Origin of the sequence: Rubripirellula lacrimiformis (genome assembly GCF_007741535.1) — a bacterium.
GTDB lineage: Bacteria > Planctomycetota > Planctomycetia > Pirellulales > Pirellulaceae > Rubripirellula > Rubripirellula lacrimiformis.
In genome coordinates, this window is record NZ_CP036525.1 from 5,878,723 (window position 1) to 5,901,724 (window position 23,002).

The following is a 23,002-nucleotide window of genomic DNA, read 5'->3' on the forward strand; positions in this document are numbered from 1 at the left end:
CCGGTGATGTCGATCGGCAACGCTGAAGTTCGAAAGAAAGTTCGAGCTCGGAAGAAAGTTCGAGTTCGAAGGAAAGTTCGAGTTCGAGTTTGAGTTCAAGTTTAAGTTTTCGAAGGAACTACCGTTCCCGTAACTCCGACTCGCCTCTCACTTCGCGGCGCAGATGCCGCCCGCACCCGATGGCCGCCATCGCCGACTTGCTAGACAGGATCGATCAGCGATCCGTTGCTGTGGGGATTGGCATGACGTGAGGCGGCGTTGATCGAATGGATGATCGGCCCCTCACTCGTTCGCCCAGCACTGGTGATGGGATCGCGATCCGAGAGAGCGGATGTCGTGGGAGCGGTCTCCGATTGGCTTTTCATCCAATCGATCCGTTCCATCACGCCCGGATGCAGCCAGGTGGGTTTGCGGTTGGCCGGGTGATCGAAGGTGACTCGCATCAGCGCCGCGGCCAGCGCATCGGCCGCCTCGTCGTAAGTCGCCGGGACATCTTCGACGGGCGATTGCCCCTGGCTGATGGCCGCAGCCATCCGGCACGCTTGAACATCGGCATCGAACTCGGTTCGATAGGCTACGATTCGCAAGATCAACATCGTCAACAGGATTCCGACCACGCTGCCGGCCGCCAGACTCCATGACTGTTCCCCGGCAATCCTAGAAATCAGGGCTCCTGCTCCCCACGCCGGCAACACGGCCAACATCCGCATCGGCACATGGCGGCGGCGCAGGTGCGCCGCTTCGTGCAACACAACCATCGCGATTTGCGGCCGCGGCAACTCGTCCACCAAACGGTCGGACAGCAACAGTGTCCGCAGCGGCGGAACAAAACCGGCGATCATGGCGTTGAAGGTCGTGCCAGCGGTATTCCAGCGGACCGCACGGGTTCGTCGGGCTCCCGCCGAAAACATCAATTGGTTGACCCAGGTCGCGGCAGCCGGATCCAAGGGGCCGGTCTTGAACAGGTGACGAATCATCCATGGCAGCCCCAGCAACACAAAGCTGACGATCGTGATCACGGTCGTGACGTTCGCAGCCGTCGTGCTGATCGGCAGCAGAGCGATCAAATCGGACAGCCCCAACAGCAGCAATACCGGCGCGACCAACCAAGCCATCCCGCCACGAAACGATTGCCAGACCGATCGGACATGATTGCCAATGCCGGCGCCCGTGTACGACAACAAAACGCCATAGCGATGTTCGGCGGACCAGGTACCGGCCGTGATTGCGATACCGGGCAGCATCAACAAGATCGCCTGCAGGAACATCGAATCGGCAACAAACGGAATCTCATCAGTGGACCGGGCCAAGCCGAATCCAGCCAGGCACAAGACCGTCACGGCCAAGCCGATCCAACGGAACGCGGCCAACTGTTTCTCCAGCCACTCGGCACCCGCCAGGGGCTGCAATTTTTCATCGCGTACGTACAACGCGACCGTTCGCGCGGCCACGTGGCTGAGGATAACCCAGGCGGTCACCATGGCGGCCGTGGCGAGTCCCGCGGCGACCGGATCGACATCACCCTGCGGGAGCGAACCACAGCTGAGCGAAACGATCACGACCAGAAAAAAGTACAGATGCACAGAAACAGCCTCGGCGGATGTGCGAACGGAGTGCGAGCGTTCAATATAGTGCCGGTCTGAGAAGCGGCGTGATTTTCAGCCCCAGGGAACCGAACCCGAGGAAAACGAGTTCACTTTGTAACGGTTGTAGGAATTCGCCACCCAAACCACCCAATCCGCTGGCCGCAAACCGACGGTTCCGCCCCCGTTGAAACCTTCGCCTGATCGGCCATGGCTAAGTAGGCGGAATGCACGCAGGCGGACCCCGATCAGACGGAATCCGTTTTGCGAGTGCGATCGATGTCGTTGTGCATCGGCGGCTCGTTGACCGCCTGGCCGATCGAAAACGCCAACCGGCCGATCATCGCAAAATAGGTGAACGCGATGCCGATCACGGCCACGATCGAGATCACGGCTGCCAGGGGCGCGGCCATCGTCGACAGCATGGCGATCAGCAGGAACAGGCAGAAGAACAGCAGTCCGCTGCTGAAATAGAATCCGCCCCACGCTTCCTGGCACTTCGTCACGCTCCGAGCCACTTCGGCGGAAATCGGCACAAACGGGCTGCCCATGTCCAACATCGAAAGCAACACGAAAGGGAACATCGCGTAGACCCCGAACATCGTGATCGCCACGCTGATCAGACTTTGGCCGAAGACAATCGAACACAGCATCCAGACCGGAATCACGGCCACCGCGGCGGCGGCCACGGCAACGAACAATTGCCCCAACCAACCGAAGGGGTCAAACACTGGCCACTCGCTGACATGGTCTTCCTGGTTGGCGACCGACTGCAGAATCGCAAAGCCGCAACTGACCACGATGCCACCAATGATCACTCCACCGACCATCAATCCTAAACGCAGGATCGAATGTTCCATCGACAACGCTGCGAACGTGGGCACACCGGCAATCACGGACAACGCGATCCAGTGCATCACCACACCGGGATCGGTGAAGATCCCAAACACGTCCTTGAACCATTCCTTGATGTCGGGCACGTCATCGTAAGTGGTCGGCGGGCTAGCGACTTCTTCTCGCGAAGCCTCTTCCATGTAAGCGGCTGCCGACTTGGTGTACGGATCGGGACGTCGATCGGCCAGCCCGTTCTCTTCGAACTTGAACGAAGCCGCTTCGTCCAATTTGATTTCGGTCTTGGGGCGAAGTTTGGGCGGCGGCGGGATGATGATCGCCGAATGACAATCCGGACACTTCACCGATTTGCCGGCTTGAGATGCCTTGGCGTAAGTCGTCGAACCACAAGTTTTGCACGTCACACGGTATTCGGTCGCGTGCGTGGGAGCGGCGACGGGTGCATTGGGCGGCTGGGCCGCCGGTGATGATTGCGATCCAGGTGCGGGTGCCTTCGCACGAGGTGTTTGGGATCCAGGGAACTGGCTGATCGGCGGCGGAACAGATTCGACTTCGTCGGTGAACGCATCGCCAGAGAACTGTGCCAGCAGAGCGTCGTCGTCCAGTTCGGGCTTCGTGGGGGTACCGGGCTTCGTGGGGGTACCGGGCTTCGTGGAGGCACCGGGTTTCGAGGGGGTACCCTTGAACCCGACGGGCAACTTCAAGTCACCGATATCAACCGCATCAAAATCGACGTCGTCAAAGGGCAGCGACCCCTGCGAACCGCTGGCGGAGGGCTTGCCGGAATACGGCGGGCTAGATCCACCGGATCTCCCCGCTGGCGGCGATGCCTGACCGGACAGCGGCGAATTTTTTGTCGTCTTCGTTGGGGCCCCTGCGGTGGGCGGTAACGGATCATTGTCCAGTTTCAGCCAGTCGTCATCGTCATCGGCTGCCGCGGCCACACCGGGCGCCAAGAAAGGTTTCTCGCAATGCGGGCAGGTTACCCGGCTGCCAACCGCGTCGTCGGCAACCGAAACCGATCCTTGGCATCGCGGGCATTGAAGGGCAAACGGCATGGCGGCGGACGTGTCGGGATGGAGAAGAAAAAAGCGAATGCGGGACAACCAGCGTACCCGGCGGCGACATCAGCCGCGAAGTTGATATTTTATCCTCTCGGCCCGATACTCAACAGCGCGTCAATCGGCGAATTCAGGTGACTTGCCGAATCGACCGCTCCATCCCTTCCGATTCCTCTGTGTTTGCCGCAATGATCGTCAATCTGTACAGCACCCTTCGCGAGCCACCCGAGATCGAATTCGAGCATGAATTGATACTCCATCGCCAATTCGGGGATGCCGAACTGGTGACACATTTGGGCGAAATGATGGGGATCGCGTGTGACGGCGGCCGGCGAGAGATGTCGCCTCCGCTGTACGGCGTGATGCGGCACCTGGAAAGAACCAAACACCACTACCGGCTGCAGGTGGATCCCGACGCGATGGACCCATTGGCCGTTTGGGGCTGGGAATCCAATGTCATCGTGAAGATGTCGGACGATTCGTTTCGCGACCCTGCCGGGCGAATCCTGGTGCACGGCGACACTGGCGAGGCCGAAGGAAACGCGACGGTCCCCTATCCGATTGACGCGATCGCCCGATCCGGCGAGGTCCGCGAGGCGTTGGCGGCGATGGGAATCGACACGACCAGCGAACTTCCGCCCGTCTTTGGCGAAGGCGAAGTGATCCTGCGTCCGGACGACGAGGTCGGATGGCGGACGTTGGCGGTCTTCATCACCGCGGTCCGGGCCGAATCGCTGGCGACGGGAAAACCGATCTCCTACGACCAGCTGAAAGCCAAATCGCCGATGGCATTCGAAGCCCTCAGCCCCGCCGAACGCAAGTTCATGGAAACGTATCCGCCGGACGAACAGTCGATTTTCAACTTCGCCTGGCGATACGAAGCTCTGTACACGCTGCAGTGGGCGCTGGGGCTGCATAGCGAACTAACGTTTGCCAACGAGATCTGCGACGTCCCTAAAGTGGCCGAAATCATGGTGTCACGCCCGGACCGCGAAATCGTCACCTCGGCTCGATTACGCCCGGTCAGCCAGATTCTGGACGCGTTGGAAATGAACCAACACCTGCTGTGGATCGCAAGAAACGCAACGATCCAACAACACGAGGTCCCCGCCGGCATCGACGGGGGCGTGCTGAGCGAGCGTCAACACGCACTGAATTGGCTGGTCCAGTTCGGCGGCGCCGTCTGGGACGATATCGATACACCAACCTAAAAATCGCCGCAAAACAGAAGCAACCTTCGCAACACAGGCTTTGCCCTCTGCCCCCCCCCGTCGTAGCCTAGGCGGCCAGACTGCCCCTCCCCAAAAAAGGTGTTTCGGAGGCCAATTCTGCTGTCCCGATCGATAATCGTGATTCAATTGCACGGATTGTTCCGATTGACTTAAGGTTGACGGTTGTGCGGGACGATAACGACGGTGTGGCCCAGAAACCGCAAGCCATAGCCAGGCGGTGATGGGTTCACGAATGTCGGCGCGGGCCCGGCCCAGCGATCTTGACGATCCGGAAACGCCCACTTAGACTCAGCACAGTGTTAAGTTGAAAGTGGCAAAGGGTTTACAACGATCGACTGGCAGCCAATGCCAGCACCGTAGGGAGTCAGAGTGACCAAAAAAGACATCGTGCGAACGATCTCGGAAGAGGTTGGGCTGACCCAGCAACAAACGAAGGAAATTGTTCAGAAGACCTTTGACGCGATCATCGAGTCCTTGGTACGAGAGCAACGGATTGAACTGCGTAACTTTGGCGTTTTCGAGGTCAAACCTCGAGCGGCGCGAAAGGCTCGCAACCCCCGAACCGGCGAACAGGTCGATGTGCCACGCAAGCACGTTGTCACGTTCAAGCCGGGCAAATCGATGGAAGCAAAGGTCAGAGAACTAGACGCGGCGGAAGCTCGCCGTGTCGCCGACAGTTCGACGCCCCCGGCTGACATCAACCCAACCCAACCGAAGAATTCATCCGACGATTCGGGTCGCTCAAGCGGCCCGGCGTCGCCTCCCGATGGCCCCAGCGGCCGTTGGGATAATGACTGAGAAGCGAACCGTTCACGGAGGAACGATCGATGCGACGCCTGTTTCAATTGACGCTGCTTGCCGCCTGTTTGACGACCACGGTCGGATGCTTTGTGCCGATCTATTCGGCCCGCCCTGAACGCCGCGTTCAACAGTTGCTTTACACATCGGAAGATATGCGATCGCTGGTCGACGAATGGGAACGTTTCTGGTTCCTGGACGCGCCTAGTCACATGACACCGATTCGGACGCACGGCGGCATTCTGTAGGACTGCCACGCCCGTTTGAAGTCATCCGTATCCCGCCTCGGCGTGATACGACGGCAACCTGCGAATCCCAAACGCCCGCATCTGCGGACGTGGTTCCGATTCACCAATCGCCTGCGGTGGGCTAAACCTTCCGCGTGGACAGATAGGTGTAGTGGCCTAGCGATTTCTCGTAAAACGACACTGTTGCGCCGGCCTGTTCATTATTCAGGACGCCTCGCTGCAGCGCGTCTTCGACGGCCTCCTGCAGTTTGTCGATCAGCTCGCGCGCCTCGTACTGGACGTACCCGAGCACTTCTTGCACCGTGTCGCCCTTGACGATCGATTGCACCTTCACGCTGCCGTCGACGACATCGACGTGAACCGCGTGCGTATCGCCAAAGAGGTTGTGCAGGTCGCCCAAAATTTCTTGATAGGCGCCGACCATCATCACCGCCAACTGATAGGGTTCGCCGGTCCGGTGTTCGTGCAGCATCAGCGTACGACGTCGCTTTCCGCCACAGATGAAACCGTCCACCTTGCCGTCGCTGTCACAGGTGATGTCCCCCAAAACGGCGTGCCGGGTCGGCCGTTCACCCAAGCGGTGAATCGGCATGATCGGAAACAGTTGGTCGATCGCCCAGGAATCGGGCATCGACTGAAACAACGAGAAGTTGGCGAAATAGATATCCGAAAGCATCCGGTCCAGGTGACGCAGTTCCTCGGGCAATTCGCCCAGCGAAGCACCGATTTCCTGAATCCCGTGGCAGATGGCGAAGTACAGATTTTCGGCAGCCACACGCTGTTCCAACGGCAGGTAGCCGCCGCTGAACAGATTCATGCAAAGGTCTAGCGACACCTGTGCGTCGTGAAAGACCTCTTGGATATTGCTGGCGTTCAAACTGATGTGCGACATCCACAAATCGTGAACCGGCTGCTCGTAGCTTTCGGGCAATTCGATCGGTTCGCTCTGGACCTTGCCTTGCGCGGTCACGCCCAACACATCCATCACCAACATGCTGTGCTGGGCCGCGATCGACCGACCGCTTTCAGACACCAACGTAGGGTGCGGCACACTGGCTTCGTCACACACCGTTTGGACGTGATAAACGACGTCGTTGGCGTATTCCTGCACCGTGTAATTCATGCTGGATTCGGTGTCCGTTTGCGATCCGTCGTAATCGACGCCCAGGCCGCCGCCGACATCTAGGTATTGAAGCCCCGCGCCGCGGCGATGCAGATCCACGTAAATCCGCGACGCCTCAAGAATCGCCGACTTCAACTGCCGAATATTGCCGATCTGGCTGCCCACGTGAAAATGCAGCAACTGGAAACAGTCCCCCATGCCACGTTCGTTCAGCCGGTCCAATTGAGCCATGATCTCGGCGACCGTCAGCCCAAATTTGCTGCGATAACCACCACTGGCTTGCCAGCGTCCGGTACCGCGAGTCGCCAATTTGACCCGCATTCCGATCGATGGACGGACCCCCAAAAGTTCAGCGTGCTTGAGGATCAAATCCAGTTCGCTGACCTTTTCGACCACCGGAATCACCGTTCGCCCCATCCGCTGGGCCAGTAGCGCCATGTGGATGAATTCATCATCTTTGAATCCATTGCAGATGATGGGCATGTCGGGATCGGTCATTGCGACGACCGCCAACAGTTCAGGCTTGCTGCCCGCTTCGACGCCAAATCCGTACTGGCGGCCGTGCGCGATCACCTGCTGAACGACGTCGCGTTGCTGGTTGACCTTGATCGGAAAAACGCACCGATATCCGTTCTGGTAACCGTGTTCGTTGATCGCAGCAGCAAAACAATCGTTCATCCGCTTCAATCGGTCAGCCAAGATACCGTTGAATCGAATCAAAATCGGCAAATCCAGACCACGCTGGTCCAACCGATCGACCAGTTCTTTGACATCGATCGAATTGGACGGATCGCGACCGGGCGACACCATCAAAGTGCCAGCATCCGAGATATGAAAATAGTCGTCGCTCCAACGCGCGATATCGTACAGTGCGGCGGTATCTTCGACCGACCACTCCGTCTTGGCGGCATCACTCATTCAGCGTGGTTCCCTGGGGGAAGCGTATAGATTGAACAGGGCCGAACGTCGCCAAAAAAAAGCTTTGCCAGCGAGCCGCCTTCGCCCCGCGTGGGCGAACGCGGATTATCCGACCACGGGCCAACATTACAAGGCGGCGTGATGCCGGACATTGTACCCGCACGGGACAATCGATCGCCAATCAACTAGGCACCAGCGAATGTGGTCCGGAAAAGAATGATGCACTGACGCAGGGGGCCAGCACCTGAGCCGCGAGCGCAGGGGGGGACAACCCATGCAGTGCGCCAGTGGATCCAGTTGCAACCGAAGCGTTCTGCACCGAAACAACGTCCCAATGGACGCTGATCAGGAACCGGATGTCGAGTTACGACGAGCCAATTGTTCTTCGACAGCGCTGATCGGGATCGGAATCCCTCGCAGTCGGCCTTCTAGAACCAGGTTGCCGTTGACGACGCCTTGGAAAGCGGCGATGCACATGCGGCCACGCCGAGATTTCAGCAGGTGGACCATCAGGATCAGATCGTCACCGGGGGTCACTAAGCCGCGAAAGCGGACATCATCGACGCCGCCAAAGCCGACCATATCGGCACCCAGCAGGTCGTGTTTTTGAGTGAAATAGCTGGACAGCTGTGCGACAGCCTCCAACATGATGACGCCGGGCATCAGCGGCATGCCGGGCATGTGGCCGCGACACCAGAATTCGTCTTCGGTGATCTTCTTGAGAGCCGCGCAGGCCTTCTTATCGGTATCCTCGTAAAGGATAGCCGTCAATTGTTCCATCTCGTGCCGCTGCGGATTCAATTCTCGGATCGCTTCGATGTCTGCGATCGGTTGATTGACGTCCAGCAGGTCAAGATCGATGATAAATTTGCTGCTCACCGGGCCGCCCGTTTCTCGTAAACCTAAGGATTAAGTCTTGATCTTACGACGTTTTGCTTTGCGAGCCTTGGCGTTGGCCGGGCGTTGACCGTGGTTAGCTTTCTTAAGCTTATGCTTGGGTTTAGCCATCGCTGATTGAACCGTCTGTCTAAAAAGATGATAGGAAGTGAGTTGTAGAAGCTCGAGAAAATAGCAGCTTTCACGCTGCACGGGTAGCCTTCCAGGTCAGAATCCGGGTTGGGCTACCGATATCGTGGTGAACCGTCGGCCCAAGTCGACCAACCACCCCGATCATTCGGGACTGGGTCACCGCCTCGCGACAGCTGGACTTCGGGCTGAGGTTGAGCCGTTTTGTAGCGGCCGCTGTTGCGTACCGAGGGTGGAACCATCGGGTTGGCGATCGTCGGAGCCGCCGCTAGTTGGGGGTCGCTGGTGACCGCTTCCTGCCGTTTTCGCTGATACCAACCGTCCGATGACGTGCTGGCCAAAGCAGTCGCAGGACTAGGCCGGCTGGCCGATGGATTGGCCGGAGCGATCAATCGGGTGGCTGGACCTGCCCCGACTGGGCCGGCAGCCGGATTCGCGGCAGAGTTCAGTGCCAGCGATGATGGCTCAGTCGCCGCCGCGTTGAAACCGGCCTGAGCGTTTCGGGTGGCGGGGCGGCCAGTTGGGCCGTTGTTGCCGGCGACGGCATTGTAGCCAGCCTGGGCGTTCCCACCGGATCGGTCGATCTTGGCGTATCGAGCCACAGGCCCACTGCCGTCGGAAACCCAAGACAACCAGTACTGTTGCAGTTCGCCCAGCGATTCGTATCCGTAATGTTTCTTGATGTTGTCAGTCCACGACGGATGACGCATGTAATCCGTTAGGAACGCGATGAACGTCGGTGCGTCCTGCTGTTCGATCAAAAATCGGCATACCGAATATCCCTGGGCGTACATCGGCAGCACGTCGTTGGGGTATTCCGTCAACAGGAATAGTTGGTTCATTGCGATGCCACGGCGGGTCTTCAGAAATTCCCGCAGCTTGGCTTCGTGTTTGTTTTTTTCGGATTCGTGTTCGACCGTCGTGCAAATGCCTTCGTCAGCCCAGCGTGGCAGGGGCCGCCCGAAGTGAGTCGCCAAGATCGTGTGGGTGACTTCATGCGGCAACACGCTGTCCAGAATTCGCTCGGGAGTCCCGATGACTTCCATTTGAAAGTCGCGGACCGGGGCTCGGTTGTAGGTCGTGACCCCTTGGGCAGCCAAATTGGAACCGGCGACCACGCGGACCGGACAGGGCGTCGGCCATGCTGGCAACGGTCGGCCCAGCCAATAGGTCGCTAAATCGTTGCGATAACGTTCGGCGGCGTCGCCAACCGTCTTGGCCAAAGCCGCATCGGGGGCTTGGATCAAGAAATTCTGAGTGCGATAGTTCGCAGCGCTGGCGGCAGTGATCGTCAATCCAACCATCATTCCGGCAATTCCGGTGGCCAGCGTGACGCATGCGCGACGCAGTCTCGAGTCGGCTTCCATGCCGATGTACTCCTCAAACGCGATCCGATCTTCCGAAATCGATCTGCCGGAATCATTCCGCGCAGGAAACGTCGATTTCAGTTGGGGCTGCGGGAGTCTAAGAGATTGCCGCCGTCGGCCGATACCCGAATCCGGACGCAATCGAAGCCAAATCCATGGGCCTGATCGCCCGAAGACGCCCGATGCCCCGCCCGGGCTGCATGAAACCCATGAACGTGAAACCGGATTGCGGTTTACCGGACCGCCATTTACCGGATCGCCGTTTACTGAATTGCCGCTTACCGGATTGCGGAGTTCCCGTTCGCACAAGCTCGGTCGCGGCTGGCATGAATGCGAATGACGCAGGCCCCCCCGCCTGAACCGATTCGGACGCCTTTGCTCGTAAAACCGAGGTGGGCTGACTTATTCGACGCGGGACGCCAGAAAATCGTCCATGGCGATCTGGATTTGGTCAGCCACTTGATCGGGGCCTTGGCCGGCGTCGACGACTGCCGTGGTGCCCGACGCATGCGGCAATTGGTCCAGGAATGCTTGCCGGACCGATTCCATATAGTCCACCCCGCGTGATTCCATCCGGTCCGCAGGCCCCTGGATCCGCGCCATCGAATCAACCGCTGGCATGTCCAATAGGATCGTCATGTCCGCGGCCACCGCCCCGTTGGCCAGTCGTCCCAGATCCCACAATTGCTGTGGGGACACTTCCCCACCGACGCTCTGGTAGACAACTGTGGACAGCAAGAACCGATCCGAGATCACTGTCTTTCCGGCTGCCATCGCCGGCGCGATCACCGTCTCGATCATCTCGCAGCGACTGGCCAGGAACAGCATCGCTTCGGTGCGACGATGCATCGTCAAATCGCTGTCCAGCAACAGTTCGCGCAGCCGGGTGCCCACATCAGTGGTGCCCGGATCACGAACGCACAAGACGTCGTGGCCGAGTCGACCCAGGTGGTCGGCCAAGCGAAGGATTTGAGTCGATTTGCCGACTCCGTCGATGCCATCAAGCGATATTAGAATGGGGACTGTCATGGCCGAAAGTTATCGCCTGGATGCTGACTTTAAAAGGCGGCCGACCATTGAAGTGCGTCGATGGGGTCGAATATCGACCAATCGTGTGACGTTTGATCATTTCGGCTTCGAAACGCTTGTCCATTTGCCCCACAAAGCGCAGAATCCGAACCGCAAGGAGTCGACGCCTTCCCATTTCGCACTCACGCAGCGGTAAGATCATGATCATGGATGTTCGCAAGCTAAGTCCCGGCGATTGGGTGATTTACCGGAAACAAAAATCCAGTAAGTCGCCTGGCGAGCGCGCGATCGATGTCCGGCCCGCATCGGGCGGCGAGATGTATCACTACATGGTCGACAAGTTTTGGGTCGTCGACGAAATTCTGGATCAGAATCAAATCCGCCTGCGGACGCGGCGAGGAAAACGACACACCGTCGACGCCGACGACCTGCGACTTCGCAAACCAAGATTCTGGGAACGCTGGCTGTACCGCAGCCGTTTTGAAACCATCGAATCGACGCCCCCAGACGATTCGGACGATTCCCAGCCTGGTCCGCTTCCATCTGAACCCGCCCGCGACGAATGACCGATCCGATCCTGTCTGCGAAGCTATTCAAGTTTTTGCGTGCCCTGCGTCGCAACAACAATCGCGAGTGGTTCAACGAAAACAAACCTCGCTATGAACAAGACGTTCGCCAGCCGGCGATCGAATTGGTGCGAAGGCTCGAAAAGCCACTGGCGTCGGCCGCCCCAATGCTTGGCGTCATCGCCAAGGGGCATGGCGGATCGGTGATGCGGATCTACCGCGACACACGTTTCAGCAAAGACAAGACGCCCTACAAGGTCAACGTCGGCATCTCGATTCGACACCAAGCCGATTCCAATATTCATTCGCCGGGCATCTATCTGAACCTGGCCCCAGGCGACTGTTTTTTGGGCGCCGGGCTCTGGCAACCACCGTCGAACCAATTGGCTGCGATTCGTGCGGCGATCGACGAATCCCCGAAAGATTGGATCCGCGCACGTGACCAAAAACGATTCCGGGAATCCTTCACCTTGGTCGGTTCCAGCCTGAAAACGGCTCCGCGCGATTACCCCAAAGACCACCCGATGATCGAAGATCTTCGTCGCAAGGATTTCATGGGGGTTGCGCCGTTGACCGAGGAACAGATGACCGGCCCCGATGCGGTCGCGGCCATCATCGACAAGATCAAAAATGCCAAACCATGGATGACGTTCCTGTGTGATGCCGTCGGTGTTCCCTACTGAGGTGGCGATCAACGAATGACAGCGCCATCCACACACCGCGAGACTCGACTGTTCTGTTTGGCCGTTGCCGCATCCATCACCATGACAATGATGGTGGGTGTATCGGCCATGGGATTGTGGCCCCAGACTTCGGCTGGGCACATCACCGCTGTGGCGATCGAGTCGATCGCCCTGTTGATGCCAATCGCATGGCTCGGCTGCTACGGCGGCGTGTGGATGCTGCGGTTCGGCGCACTGCTCTGCGGCCTAGCGCCGATGCTTTGGATCACCGACACCTTTCTGTGGCGATGGACGGGTCATCATCTATGGTCCAGCGCGATGGGCCACGTGGCGACCGACCTGCGTGACGGGCTGATCGGTTACCTGTCGCCAAACATCGCATGGGGGATCGCTAGCCTGGGCGGTTGGTACGCCGCTTGGATTGCGTTGGCGGTGTGGGTCGATCGATACGTCGCTAAACGCGTCGATGCCAGGTGGCCACCGCGGACGGTTGGCTGGACCGCCGGGACGGCGACGGCGATCGCATGGTGCGTGGTGGGGATCGGAATCCCGCCCGCCGAACTTGCCGGCCGCAGCAGCCCGTTGGTGTCGCTGCGAATCCGCAGCATCGAATCGGATGCTCCGCGGCGACCGCAAACCACCGCCAGCAATCCGCCCACACCCCATCTCGATGTCCCCACATCTGATGCCGACACCCAGCGCATGTCATCCGCCATCCAGCGGCGTGAAATCCAACAGCGGATCCTTTCAACGACATCCAGTTGCACCGGAGCCGACTGTCCCGACGTGTTGATCATCGTGGCCGAATCATTTCGACCCGAACTGGTATCCGCCGATGGCACACCTCACCTTTGGCAGCTGGCACAGCAGGGGATTTGGTGTCGTCAACATTTCAGCGGCGGCAATGCGACCAACCACGGCATGTTCAGCTTGGTCAGCGGGCTGGAGGCGATCTGGCACTCTCGTCCGGTGCGTTTCACCCCGCCACTGAATCGGCTGTTCCGGTTGGCGGGTTACGAAGTCGGTTTCTTTGCCGGACACGATGACTGGCGCACGTTCCGGATGGACGGCTACATCGACAGCCAACACTACGATCGATTCGAAACCCAGCCACACGACTCTTTGGCCTCGGACCGGCAAGCGACGATACGAGCGTCGGAGTTCCTGCGGCGTGACCCACAGTCGCCACGCCGCCCCCGGCTGGCACTGCTGTACCTCTACGCCACGCATGCGACCTTCGACAGCTACCCCGAGGACCGACACTTCTCACCAGCCGCCGACGATCGCTTCCCGATTCCGTACCCACCGCGAGATCGCTTGGAAGTCTGGAATCGCTATCGCAATGCGGCCGTCACCGTCGATCGTTTCATCGGCGCAATCGCGACCGACCGCGTGGGCGCCGACGAGTGCGTGATCGTGGTCACCGGTGACCATGGCGAAGCATTTTTGGAAGACGGCACGATCGGTCACGGCACTCGGCTATCGCCACAGCAGAACATGACGCCCGCCATCATTCGCATCCCCACCGCAAGCCCGCGAATCATCGATGCCCCCACGATGCACGCCGACATCCTGCCCACCGTACTGCAGGCCTGTGGGATCACGGTCAACAACCCGTCTGCGATGGACGGCATCGCCTTGCAAGACGCATCGAACCAATCCCTACGAGAGCGAGTGCTGGTGACACGCAACTATTTCGACGACGAAGTCGCGGTGATCCAAGGCGATGCATCGATGGATACCAGAGCAAACGTATCGTTGACCGACGCCAAGTTCGAAGGCCAGGGCAACGCATGGTCCGACTGGCTAAAGTCGCGCTTCCCAAAATGAATCGCTAACAGCAGCGTCCCCCATCCCCACCGTTCGTAGTACCGGCTTCAGCCGGATCCAACCAACAACCCACGAACCGTCCACGACAGACAGTCGTGCGCACTCTACTTGGGTTGGCCGATTCGCTTGACGGCTTTGGTGGCCAATCGCGGGACGGACTTTTTGATTTCAGCCCAACTTGGCTTGGCGTCTTTTTTCGGACGGACGACGAAGTCATGTCCGGTCGGCAGTTTGTCCTGCTGCAGGCGAAACGATTCGCGGATCCAACGCTTCCACCGATTCCGCGCGACCGCGTTGCCTGTCTTCTTGGGGATGGTGACTCCCAAACGCGGCGGGGAACCTTCGGACGACTGAATCGCAAACAGCACCAACACGCCGTCGGCCGCGCATGAACCACGCCGTAGGGCGAGCGTGAATTCGGCCGGCTTTCGCACTCGCTGTTGCTTGCCGAAGGTGTAGCGAATCGTCATCAGAACGAAAGATCTTCGCGCAACACCATCGGATTCCGCTCGGCAAATTCTTCGATCAGCTTTTTCGATTCATCGTCGATCGATTCAGGAACCTCGATCTGGACCACAACAAACAGGTCACCGACCGAATCGTCACGGTTCTTGACGCCTAGTCCCTTCAATCGCAATCGACGTCCGCTGCTGGTGCCGGCTGGAATCGTGACTGCCACCGTCCCGCTGGGCGTGGGAACATCGACCTTGGCCCCCAACACGGCTTCGGCGACCGAGACCGGCACATCGACTTCTAGATTTCGCCCTTTGCGACGGAAATGTGGGTGGTCCATGACCTTGATCAGCAGGATCAGGTCACCGGTAGGTCCGCCGTTTGGCGACGGCCCGCCACGCTCGCGCAGCCGGATTTTCGAACCGGTTTCCACGCCAGGCGGAATCGTCACAGCGATTTTTTCGTTCGATTCGCCCGTCTGGAGATAGAACTCGGTCTTTCCACCGCGGACAGCGACTTCCAGCGGCAGATCAAGTTCGTGCCGGATGGTCGCACCGGGCTGTGGGGCAACCTGTCGAGGGGCGCCGCGTTGGGGACCTCGTTGTGGCCCCGCTCCGCCGCCCATCATCTGTTCGAAAAAGTCTGAAAAACCGTTGAACTGGGCGTCGCCACCACCGCCACGTCCGCGGTTGCCGAAAATCTGCTCCATATCCAGACCTTCGAAACCGGCCGAACCGCCCGATCCGGGCTGATATCCGGTGCCGCGTATTTTTTCGAAATCGGCGCCATACCGGTCATAGGCGGCGCGCTTTTCGTCATCGCTGAGCACGTCGTAAGCTTCTTGGATGCGTTTAAACGCCTCGTGAGCCTTCTTATCGTCCGGGTTTTGGTCCGGATGATGCTTAACGGCTAGCTTGCGATGAGCTTTTTTGATTTCGTCCTTCGTCGCGGTGCGAGAAACACCCAAGGTTTGATAAAGATCTTCGGCCACGGAGTTGAGCGTCTGGGGATCTAGGGGAGACGGAAGTGCACAGGATTGCCGACCGCCAAGTTGGCAGATTCAGCATTGGAAGGATAGCCTGAGCAAACCGCGAACCAGTCCGTCCGAAGATGGGGAGATCACGCTTGCGTCCGGGCGATCCGGATGGGGTTGCCGGGCTGGACTTCGACCTGGCCGGGCAGCACAAACCGCTGGCTTTCACGGCCGGCGACCGTTTCGGCCAGACGAACCCAGTGGGCCCTTTTCATCGGCCCGCGGGCCCATCCTTGGCGGTCCCATAGCCGTTGCAGAGCTGCGGTCACGACGGCCGCATCCGTCTGGCTATCCGCTTCGATCACCACCGCTGGCCCCCCGGAAAAATGTTGTTCCAGCCAGCGATCGGCCAGCGATTCGACCAATCGTCGCCAATCACGCTGTGCTTCTATGGCGCGCCCGATCGCCTTGTCGGCAGCCGGATACCGGGTACGGACCAGCGGGATCAGTTCATTTCGAATCCAATTTCGCTGGTAATCACTGTTTTGGTTCGATGCATCTTCCCGCCATGACTGCCCCATCGCTCGCAGTGCATCCCGGATCGATTGGCGGTCGACTTCGATCAGGGGGCGAGCAATCACCAGGTCGTCGCCAACACTGCGAAACGGAGGAATCCCCGCCAATCCCGTCGGCCCCGTGCCTCGCATCAAGTGATGCAGCACCGTTTCGACGTTGTCGTCGGCCGAATGCCCCAGCGCGATGTAGCGCGCACCGGCCTGTTTGGCTGTCCGCGTCAGAAAATCAATCCGCACCGCCCGTAGGCTGGCTTCGTCAGAGATCAGCTGGGCCGGACGGTCATCAGCAGCCAGGGTCGCACAGTCGCCCAATCCCGCAGAAACGCTTGGGGCGGCAACGCCTGGGGATCGGCCGGCGATGAAGTCGACCCCCAGACGACCGGCCAGTTCACGAACCGACTGCTCATCACGATCGGATTGATCCCCCCGCAGACCATGGTTGAAGTGGGCGGCGATCAGGAACCCGCGAGCTCCGCCGGACTGGTTGCCAACGGAACCACTGGGGACGGATCCGCCGGGTACGGAACCACTAGTCGCTGAACCACTTCGCGTCGAATCCGGAAGCTCCGCCCGCGCCCGATCCCCCCAAGCGACCGAATGCCCGGGCGGTCCGCCGACCGATGCTGCGATCTGGGCCAGCGAACACAACAGTGCCACGCTGTCCGCCCCGCCGCTGCACCCCACCACCACTCCGACGTCGGCCCAGCGTGCCGGGGGCCAGGATGCATGAATCGAACGAATCAGGGACGCGTTGGGCACGAAATCATCCGGGGAACTGGAACGGGCGATGGGGCGGATGCTGGGCTGGCCCCAGGCAACGCAGCAGGATCTGGCGAGGCAGCACAATCGGCAACCCCGGCGGCAGCAGACGACTTATTAAGATCCCCGTTGTTTCGCCGGGCGTAGCGAGGTGGTAATCTTTGGAACCCCGCCTGCAGGATCCATTATCCGTGGCTGAGGGAACGTAGATATCCCCAAGATTAACACCCCCACCGGACAACAGAACCAGCCGTTGTACGTTGGCGATGCGATTGAAATTCGGCGAACTTGTTTTCGCCGCTTGCTTTTCGGTTTCCGCTTTACCCACCCGTCCGGGCCACGCATGCGTCGTGTTCCCCGGTGAATTCGTCAGAGTCTTTCGTCGATGTGGTTTTTCTTCATTTCGATCATCCGAGCACTTCGACCGTGGCTGGTATTTGACCGCCCGGCGTTGCGATTGATTGCGATGGCAAACGCCTTCGGATGGAAACATCGGCACGACGACACGCCATTGGGCGATGATTTGGTAGTTCAAGCAGGATCCGGCACGCACCTTAGTCGCCGCGCGATAAACGTCGACGGATGGTTTTCGAGTTCTCGATTTCGAGGACCCACCCATGAATACCGCAATTGCACTTTACTGCCTGATTTCCTTCCTAGTGGGAATCGGCGTTACGTTCGGACTTTTCAAAGCCGGCGATAAAAAGCGAAACGAGAAAGCCCAGGTCGAAGCCGATCGTTTCCTGGCCGACGCACGCGTTCAGGCTGAAAATCACCGTAGCGAACTGTTATTGGCCGCCAAAGAATCGGCCCTGCTGGTCAAAGCCTCGGCCGAAGAAGAACTCGCGTCGGGACGCAAGTCGCAACTGATCCGCGAACAGAAACTGGACCGCCGCGACGAACTGCTGCACCAGCAAGAGGACGCGTTGCGCAAGCAGCAACGCGGACTCGAAAGCAGCCAGACCCGTCTCGCCGCTCAGATGAAATCCGTTTCGGATCAACGCATCCAGCTGGACCAGACCCTGAAACAGCAACAAGAGATCCTGGAAAAGGCCAGCGGGATGTCGCGCGCCGAAGCGACTGAAAAGTTGATGGCGTCGCTGGAACAAGACCTCGAACACGAACGCGGTTCGGTGCTACTGCGGCACAAGAAAACGCTTTCGGAAGTGGTCAATGCGCAGGCCCGAGTCATCCTGCTGACGGCCATCCAACGCTACTCGTCGGCCCATACCGCGGAATCGACCACCAGCACCGTCGATGTGCCGACCGACGACATGAAGGGCCGGATCATCGGACGCGAAGGACGAAACATCCGCGCCTTCGAAAAAGCGACCGGCGTCGACGTGATCATCGATGACACACCCGGCGTCGTCATCGTCAGCGGCTTTGATCCTGTGCGGCGAGAAATCGCTCGCCAATCGCTGGGGGCTCTGATCGCCGATGGCCGGATCCACCCGTCCAAGATCGAAGAGGTCGTCGAAGAAACGACGAAAAAGATCGAAGACTTCATCATGCAGAAAGGTCGCGAGGCGGCTGACGAAGTCAATGTGCCGGGACTGCACGACAAGATCATCCGTATGCTGGGACGGCTGCATTTCCGCACCTCGTACAGCCAAAACGTGCTGCGTCACAGCGTCGAAGTCGCCTTCATCTCGGGCATGGTTGCCGAAATGATCGGCATGGACGGCGACCTGGCTCGGCGCTGTGGGCTGCTGCACGACATCGGCAAAGCAGCGGACCACGAACTCGAAGGCGGTCACCCCAAGATCGGCGCCGACATGCTGCGGCGAAATGGCGAAGGCCCCGAAGTCGTGCACGCCGCGCTGGGCCATCACGACGAAATCGTCACCGAACATCCCTACACGATGTTGGTGGCAACCGGCGACGCGTGCAGCGCCAGCCGCCCCGGTGCTCGCCGCGAATCGCTGGAACGCTACGTCAAACGAATGGAAGAATTGGAATCGATCGCCACTCGTTTCGATGGCGTCCGACAAGCCTTCGCAATCAGTGCCGGCCGCGAACTGCGAGTGATCGTGGCCAGCGAACGGACCACCGACGAAGAAGCGGCACGTATCTGTCACGACATCGCCAAAGCCTTCGAATCCGAATTGACCTACCCGGGGGAAATCAAGGTCACCGTTGTCCGCGAAAGCCGATTCATCGAAACGGCCAAATAGACCAACGGATTTCAGCGGCCAGTCGGTTCCGTTTCTGGGGTGCCGCGTTCGTCGTTCCGCCACCCCCAAACCCCGGTCGGCCTTGGCACCCTCTACCTCCACCGCCCTCGATCTGCGATCGACCGGTGGTCCACCGGCCATCATGCCCCCCGGCCCGAAACCGTTTTCGCGGGTCTGCCCCAGACAGTACTTCACCGAAAATTCACAATCGGCCGGCGGCAAAGAAACGCCCCGATGAACACGATTCGTTAGGCCGTTTTGCCTTTGGGAAGGCATCTCGCCGGGCCGACCAGCACTGTTGGCGTTCCGCCCATGCGGCCAGATAATATCGCCACCGGTGGGACCAGATCCGCCGTCGGATCGCTGCGGACATCAAGTCTGTTCCATCCGTCCTGATCACAAACATTCGTCTTGTTCGGAGAACGTGTTGATGAAATCCCGTCATCCCATCGCAACCGTCGCTGTCATGGCCGCAGTCGTCCTGTTGATTGGCTGCGATTCGTCGCCCAAGAGCGACCCAGCCACGTCCGCCGGCGGCAGCCCCGCATCCACTTTGGTCGGTGACATCAAAATCGACGGCAGCAGCACGGTCCAACCGATCAGCGATGCGATCCGCGAAGGCTTCATCAAGATTCACCCAGGCGTCAAAGTATCGGTGGGCGGCGAAGGCACCGGCAACGGGTTCAAAGAGTTCTACGGCAAGGCCACCGACATCTCCGACGCCTCGCGTCCGATCAAGGTTGGCGAGTACGAGAAATGCGAAGCCGCGGGCGTCGAATTCGTCGAACTGGCGATCGCCTACGACGGGCTAACGATTGTGGTGAACCCACAAAATGACTGGGTCCAATCGCTCAGCATCGAACAGCTGCAAAAGATTTTCAATGGCGACAGTGCTGCGAAGAAGTGGAGCGACGTGGACCCCAGCTGGCCTGACCAAGAAATCAAAATTTTCTCGCCCGGCACCGGATCGGGAACCTACGACTATTTCAAGGAAGTGGTTGCCGAGGACGACACGCTGCGTGGCGACATGACCTTGAACGAAGACGATAACGTGCTGGTCCAAGGCGTGGCTGGCAATAAGTTTTCGATCGGTTTCTTCGGCGTCGCTTACTATGCTCAGAATTCCGAGATCCTAAGGGCTGTTCCTGTCATCAACCCAGAGATCGACGAACCCGTGCTGCCGACCAGCGATAACATCGCATCGGGAAAGTACGCTCCGTTTAGTCGTCCGCTGTTCATCTATGTCAGTGCCGAATCGCTGAACCGCGCCGAAGTACAAACCTTTGTCGAGTTTTATCTAGAGAACGTTTCGACTCTATGTGCCGAGGGCAAGGTCGACTACGTTCAACTGCCCGAGTCCATCTTCGAACGAACGCTACAGAACTTCGACGCAGTGGCCACAGGAACTCACTTTGTCGATGCCCAAGGGCAAAGCCGAAAGGGTTCGTTCGCCGAGTTGTTCACCGACAAAAACTTGAACTCAAAGTAAGTCCATGTCATCGCGCTTGGCATCGTCGCTTCCGGCAGCCCTGCAAAAACGCAATTTCCGATCGACCGCCGCTAGCGAATTTCGCGAGCGGTGTGTTGTCGTGCTGTTAGCCGCGTGTGGATTGACGACGGTGCTGATCACCGTTTGCATCGTCGGGATGCTGATCAGCCAGAGCTGGAACTTTTTCCAAAGCGAACATGTTTCGATTGGCGAATTTTTCACCGGCACACAGTGGACGGCGCTGCAGAGCCGGGATTTAGCGGACGCCAAGTTCGGCATTTGGCCGCTGCTAAGCGGGACGCTGCGTGTCACGATGATCGCCATGCTGATCGCGTTGCCGTTGGGATTGATCACCGCGATTTTCCTATCGGAATTCGCCAGTCACCGAGTCCGCAGCTTCCTGAAACCAACATTGGAAATCATTGCCGGGATCCCGACGGTGGTGTTGGGCTACTTTGCAATCCTGGTGATCAGCCCATCGCTGCAATGGGTCACCGGCGGTGCGTTCGACACCTTCAACGCGACCAGTGCCGGAATTGCTGTCGGAATTCTATGTCTGCCGATGGTCTGCAGTTTGTCCGAAGACGCGATGCGTGCGGTGCCGATGGCGCTTCGCGATGGCGCCTACGGACTGGGTTGCACGCCATTTGAAACCGCAGTCAAAGTCGTCGTACCGTCGGCGCTGTCGGGGATCATCTCTGCGTTCTTGTTAGCGTTCAGCCGGGCCATCGGCGAAACCATGGTCGTCGCGTTGGCGGCCGGTACACGCGCGACCGCCACCTTGGACCCACGCGAACAGTCACAAACGATGACTGGATTTATCGTCGAAATGATCAAGAGCGAAAACGAATACGGCACGGTCCAGTACTACAGCCTGTACGCGGTCGCGATCACCTTGTTTGCGATCACGTTTGGCATGACGGTGTTGGGACAGATCATTCGACGACGTTTCCAGGAAAACTACTCGTGAACCAGCCATCGAATCCTGAAATCCCGCCGGCCACTGCATTCCATCCCAACGGTCCCAAGCCTGCGACAATCCCGGCTGCGCTGGCGTCCGACGACGAAGTCCAAACAGCGTCCAACACGCGAAAACGCAAACGACTTAGCCGTTGGTTCTATGTTCTATGCGTCGCGATCGCGTCGATCAGCGTCGTCGTCTTGGTGGTGCTGTTGGTATCGATCGGGATCCAGGGTCACAGCAAAATTTCGCCGGACCTGGTCAACAACGCTCACAGCGAACTGGAACCCGAACAATCCGGGATGCGACCGGCGGTCATCGGTTCGCTGCTGGTGTGCGGGATCTGCGCCTTGGCGGCACTGCCGCTGGGCATTGGAACGGCGATTTTCCTTGAAGAGTTCAAACCCACCCATTGGTGGCTTCGCAAACTGCACGGTTTTATCCAACTGAACATCGCCAACCTGGCCGGTGTGCCCTCGATTGTCTTTGGGCTGCTGGGGCTGACGGTGTTCGTGTACATGTTCAACCTGTTCGGGCAAATCCAGGTCAACAAACCAAGTGGTTTGGAACTCTTTGGCGTGCAACATTACTACCAAGTGTTGTCGCTGGAACCTGGGCAAACGATTCTGATTCCACAAACCGACATGGAACAGAAAACGATCACCATTGATCGCCCCATCCAGGGGATGGATGCCGACGGGAATCTTTTCGACATCGCCCGCTGGGATCGCAAGTCCGGCCCGAAACCGACCGACCGATCCGAGCGTCTACGCACCGTCAAGGAAGGCGCCGTCGGCGGATCCTATTCGCAACGCGAGTGGTATTATTTTCGATTGCCATTCGGCAGAAGCTTTCTGGCGGCCGGATTGACGTTGTCGCTGGTCATCCTGCCCGTGATCATTATCTCGGCACAGGAAGCGTTGCGATCGGTTTCGCCATCACTTCGTGAAGCCGCATTGGGATTGGGCGCCACCAAGTGGCAGGCCACACGCGACGTCTGCCTACCGGCCGCACTGCCGGGAATCATGACAGGTGCAATTTTGGCAATCGGCCGTTCGATTGGCGAAGCAGCCCCCGTGCTGGTCGTTTTGGGCGCGGCGGTGGCCAAGAACGGTGGACCTGAAAATTTGATGGATTCCGCGGTTACCATGCCCGTCTTGATTTACAACTGGGCGGGACGGCCCCAAGATGTCTACCAGCAATTGGCGGCGGCCGCGATCATCGTTTTGCTGATCGTGTTGTTGGTGCTGAACTCCGTCGCCATTTACGTTCGCCAGAAAGTCCAATCGGCATCCTGAC

The 23,002-nt window shown here is 59.1% G+C and carries 21 protein-coding genes; 11 read left to right on the forward strand and 10 right to left on the reverse strand.

Annotated elements, in window-relative coordinates; translation table 11 throughout:
• Positions 1 to 200 precede the first annotated feature (200 nt).
• Positions 201 to 1,583, reverse strand: a complete 1,383-nt coding sequence (locus K227x_RS20515; RefSeq protein ID WP_145172461.1) for a M48 family metalloprotease — start codon at positions 1,581 to 1,583, stop codon at positions 201 to 203.
• A 248-nt stretch (positions 1,584 to 1,831) separates the two neighbouring features.
• Positions 1,832 to 3,493, reverse strand: coding sequence for a hypothetical protein (locus K227x_RS20520; RefSeq protein ID WP_218933405.1), 1,662 nt, complete (start codon positions 3,491 to 3,493; stop codon positions 1,832 to 1,834).
• Between the two features lie 179 nt (positions 3,494 to 3,672).
• On the opposite strand from K227x_RS20520, the gene K227x_RS20525 reads away from it, so the two are divergent.
• The 3 genes from K227x_RS20525 to K227x_RS20535 all read left to right on the forward strand — a co-directional run bounded on the left by K227x_RS20525 (position 3,673) and on the right by K227x_RS20535 (position 5,774).
• A complete protein-coding gene (locus K227x_RS20525; protein WP_218933406.1) occupies positions 3,673 to 4,707 on the forward strand; it encodes a DUF4272 domain-containing protein in 1,035 nt (344 codons plus the stop codon).
• 390 nt (positions 4,708 to 5,097) lie between these two features.
• Entirely contained in the window at positions 5,098 to 5,526 is a 429-nt protein-coding gene (locus tag K227x_RS20530) for an HU family DNA-binding protein (protein ID WP_145172467.1), read from the forward strand.
• A 29-nt stretch (positions 5,527 to 5,555) separates the two neighbouring features.
• Complete coding sequence (locus K227x_RS20535) at positions 5,556 to 5,774, forward strand: hypothetical protein (protein ID WP_145172469.1); 219 nt, start codon at positions 5,556 to 5,558, stop codon at positions 5,772 to 5,774.
• Positions 5,775 to 5,895: 121 nt separating this feature from the next.
• On the opposite strand, the gene speA is transcribed toward K227x_RS20535, so the two are convergent.
• The 5 genes from speA to tmk all read right to left on the reverse strand — a co-directional run bounded on the left by speA (position 5,896) and on the right by tmk (position 11,237).
• Positions 5,896 to 7,815 carry a biosynthetic arginine decarboxylase gene (speA, locus tag K227x_RS20540; RefSeq protein ID WP_145172471.1) on the reverse strand — a complete coding sequence of 640 codons (1,920 nt, stop codon included), beginning with the start codon at positions 7,813 to 7,815 and terminating at the stop codon, positions 5,896 to 5,898.
• Positions 7,816 to 8,160: 345 nt separating this feature from the next.
• Positions 8,161 to 8,694, reverse strand: coding sequence for a 3-hydroxyacyl-ACP dehydratase FabZ family protein (locus K227x_RS20545; protein ID WP_145172473.1), 534 nt, complete (start codon positions 8,692 to 8,694; stop codon positions 8,161 to 8,163).
• A gap of 30 nt (positions 8,695 to 8,724) precedes the next feature.
• Positions 8,725 to 8,823, reverse strand: coding sequence for a 50S ribosomal protein bL37 (locus K227x_RS31615; protein ID WP_391540457.1), 99 nt, complete (start codon positions 8,821 to 8,823; stop codon positions 8,725 to 8,727).
• Positions 8,824 to 8,936: 113 nt separating this feature from the next.
• A complete protein-coding gene (locus K227x_RS20555) occupies positions 8,937 to 10,208 on the reverse strand; it encodes a hypothetical protein (RefSeq protein WP_145172477.1) in 1,272 nt (423 codons plus the stop codon).
• A gap of 402 nt (positions 10,209 to 10,610) precedes the next feature.
• Positions 10,611 to 11,237 carry a dTMP kinase gene (tmk, locus tag K227x_RS20560; RefSeq protein WP_145172479.1) on the reverse strand — a complete coding sequence of 209 codons (627 nt, stop codon included), beginning with the start codon at positions 11,235 to 11,237 and terminating at the stop codon, positions 10,611 to 10,613.
• Here tmk and K227x_RS30735 point away from each other — a divergent pair.
• The 4 genes from K227x_RS30735 to K227x_RS20575 are packed head-to-tail and all read left to right on the forward strand — an operon-like array spanning position 11,236 to position 14,316.
• Positions 11,236 to 11,433, forward strand: a complete 198-nt coding sequence (locus tag K227x_RS30735) for a hypothetical protein (RefSeq protein WP_218933407.1) — start codon at positions 11,236 to 11,238, stop codon at positions 11,431 to 11,433. The genes tmk and K227x_RS30735 overlap by 2 nt on opposite strands.
• Before the next feature lie 4 nt (positions 11,434 to 11,437).
• Positions 11,438 to 11,803: a hypothetical protein gene (locus K227x_RS20565; RefSeq protein WP_246145999.1), complete on the forward strand. Its 366-nt coding sequence runs from the start codon at positions 11,438 to 11,440 to the stop codon at positions 11,801 to 11,803.
• The gene (locus K227x_RS20570; RefSeq protein ID WP_145172481.1) at positions 11,800 to 12,486 is read left to right on the forward strand and encodes a DUF2461 domain-containing protein; all 687 of its coding nucleotides are present in this window, start codon (positions 11,800 to 11,802) and stop codon (positions 12,484 to 12,486) included. Before K227x_RS20565 ends, K227x_RS20570 begins: the two co-directional genes overlap by 4 nt.
• A gap of 15 nt (positions 12,487 to 12,501) precedes the next feature.
• Complete coding sequence (locus tag K227x_RS20575; protein WP_145172483.1) at positions 12,502 to 14,316, forward strand: sulfatase-like hydrolase/transferase; 1,815 nt, start codon at positions 12,502 to 12,504, stop codon at positions 14,314 to 14,316.
• Between the two features lie 104 nt (positions 14,317 to 14,420).
• On the opposite strand, the gene rnpA is transcribed toward K227x_RS20575, so the two are convergent.
• The 3 genes from rnpA to tilS all read right to left on the reverse strand — a co-directional run bounded on the left by rnpA (position 14,421) and on the right by tilS (position 17,076).
• The gene (gene rnpA, locus K227x_RS20580) at positions 14,421 to 14,786 is read right to left on the reverse strand and encodes a ribonuclease P protein component (RefSeq protein WP_145172485.1); all 366 of its coding nucleotides are present in this window, start codon (positions 14,784 to 14,786) and stop codon (positions 14,421 to 14,423) included.
• Positions 14,786 to 15,760 (reverse strand): DnaJ C-terminal domain-containing protein, encoded by a 975-nt coding sequence (locus tag K227x_RS20585; RefSeq protein ID WP_145172487.1) that lies wholly within the window; start codon positions 15,758 to 15,760, stop codon positions 14,786 to 14,788. The genes rnpA and K227x_RS20585 overlap by 1 nt, the downstream gene beginning before the upstream one ends.
• Before the next feature lie 128 nt (positions 15,761 to 15,888).
• Positions 15,889 to 17,076: a tRNA lysidine(34) synthetase TilS gene (tilS, locus tag K227x_RS20590; protein WP_218933408.1), complete on the reverse strand. Its 1,188-nt coding sequence runs from the start codon at positions 17,074 to 17,076 to the stop codon at positions 15,889 to 15,891.
• Positions 17,077 to 17,693: 617 nt separating this feature from the next.
• On the opposite strand from tilS, the gene rny reads away from it, so the two are divergent.
• The 4 genes from rny to K227x_RS20610 all read left to right on the forward strand — a co-directional run bounded on the left by rny (position 17,694) and on the right by K227x_RS20610 (position 23,001).
• Positions 17,694 to 19,253: a ribonuclease Y gene (rny, locus tag K227x_RS20595; protein WP_145172490.1), complete on the forward strand. Its 1,560-nt coding sequence runs from the start codon at positions 17,694 to 17,696 to the stop codon at positions 19,251 to 19,253.
• Between the two features lie 430 nt (positions 19,254 to 19,683).
• The gene (locus tag K227x_RS20600; RefSeq protein WP_145172491.1) at positions 19,684 to 20,742 is read left to right on the forward strand and encodes a PstS family phosphate ABC transporter substrate-binding protein; all 1,059 of its coding nucleotides are present in this window, start codon (positions 19,684 to 19,686) and stop codon (positions 20,740 to 20,742) included.
• Positions 20,743 to 20,746: 4 nt separating this feature from the next.
• A complete protein-coding gene (gene pstC / locus K227x_RS20605) occupies positions 20,747 to 21,712 on the forward strand; it encodes a phosphate ABC transporter permease subunit PstC (RefSeq protein ID WP_145172492.1) in 966 nt (321 codons plus the stop codon).
• Positions 21,709 to 23,001 (forward strand): PstA family ABC transporter permease, encoded by a 1,293-nt coding sequence (locus K227x_RS20610; RefSeq protein WP_246146000.1) that lies wholly within the window; start codon positions 21,709 to 21,711, stop codon positions 22,999 to 23,001. The genes pstC and K227x_RS20610 overlap by 4 nt, the downstream gene beginning before the upstream one ends.
• Position 23,002 lies beyond the last annotated feature (1 nt).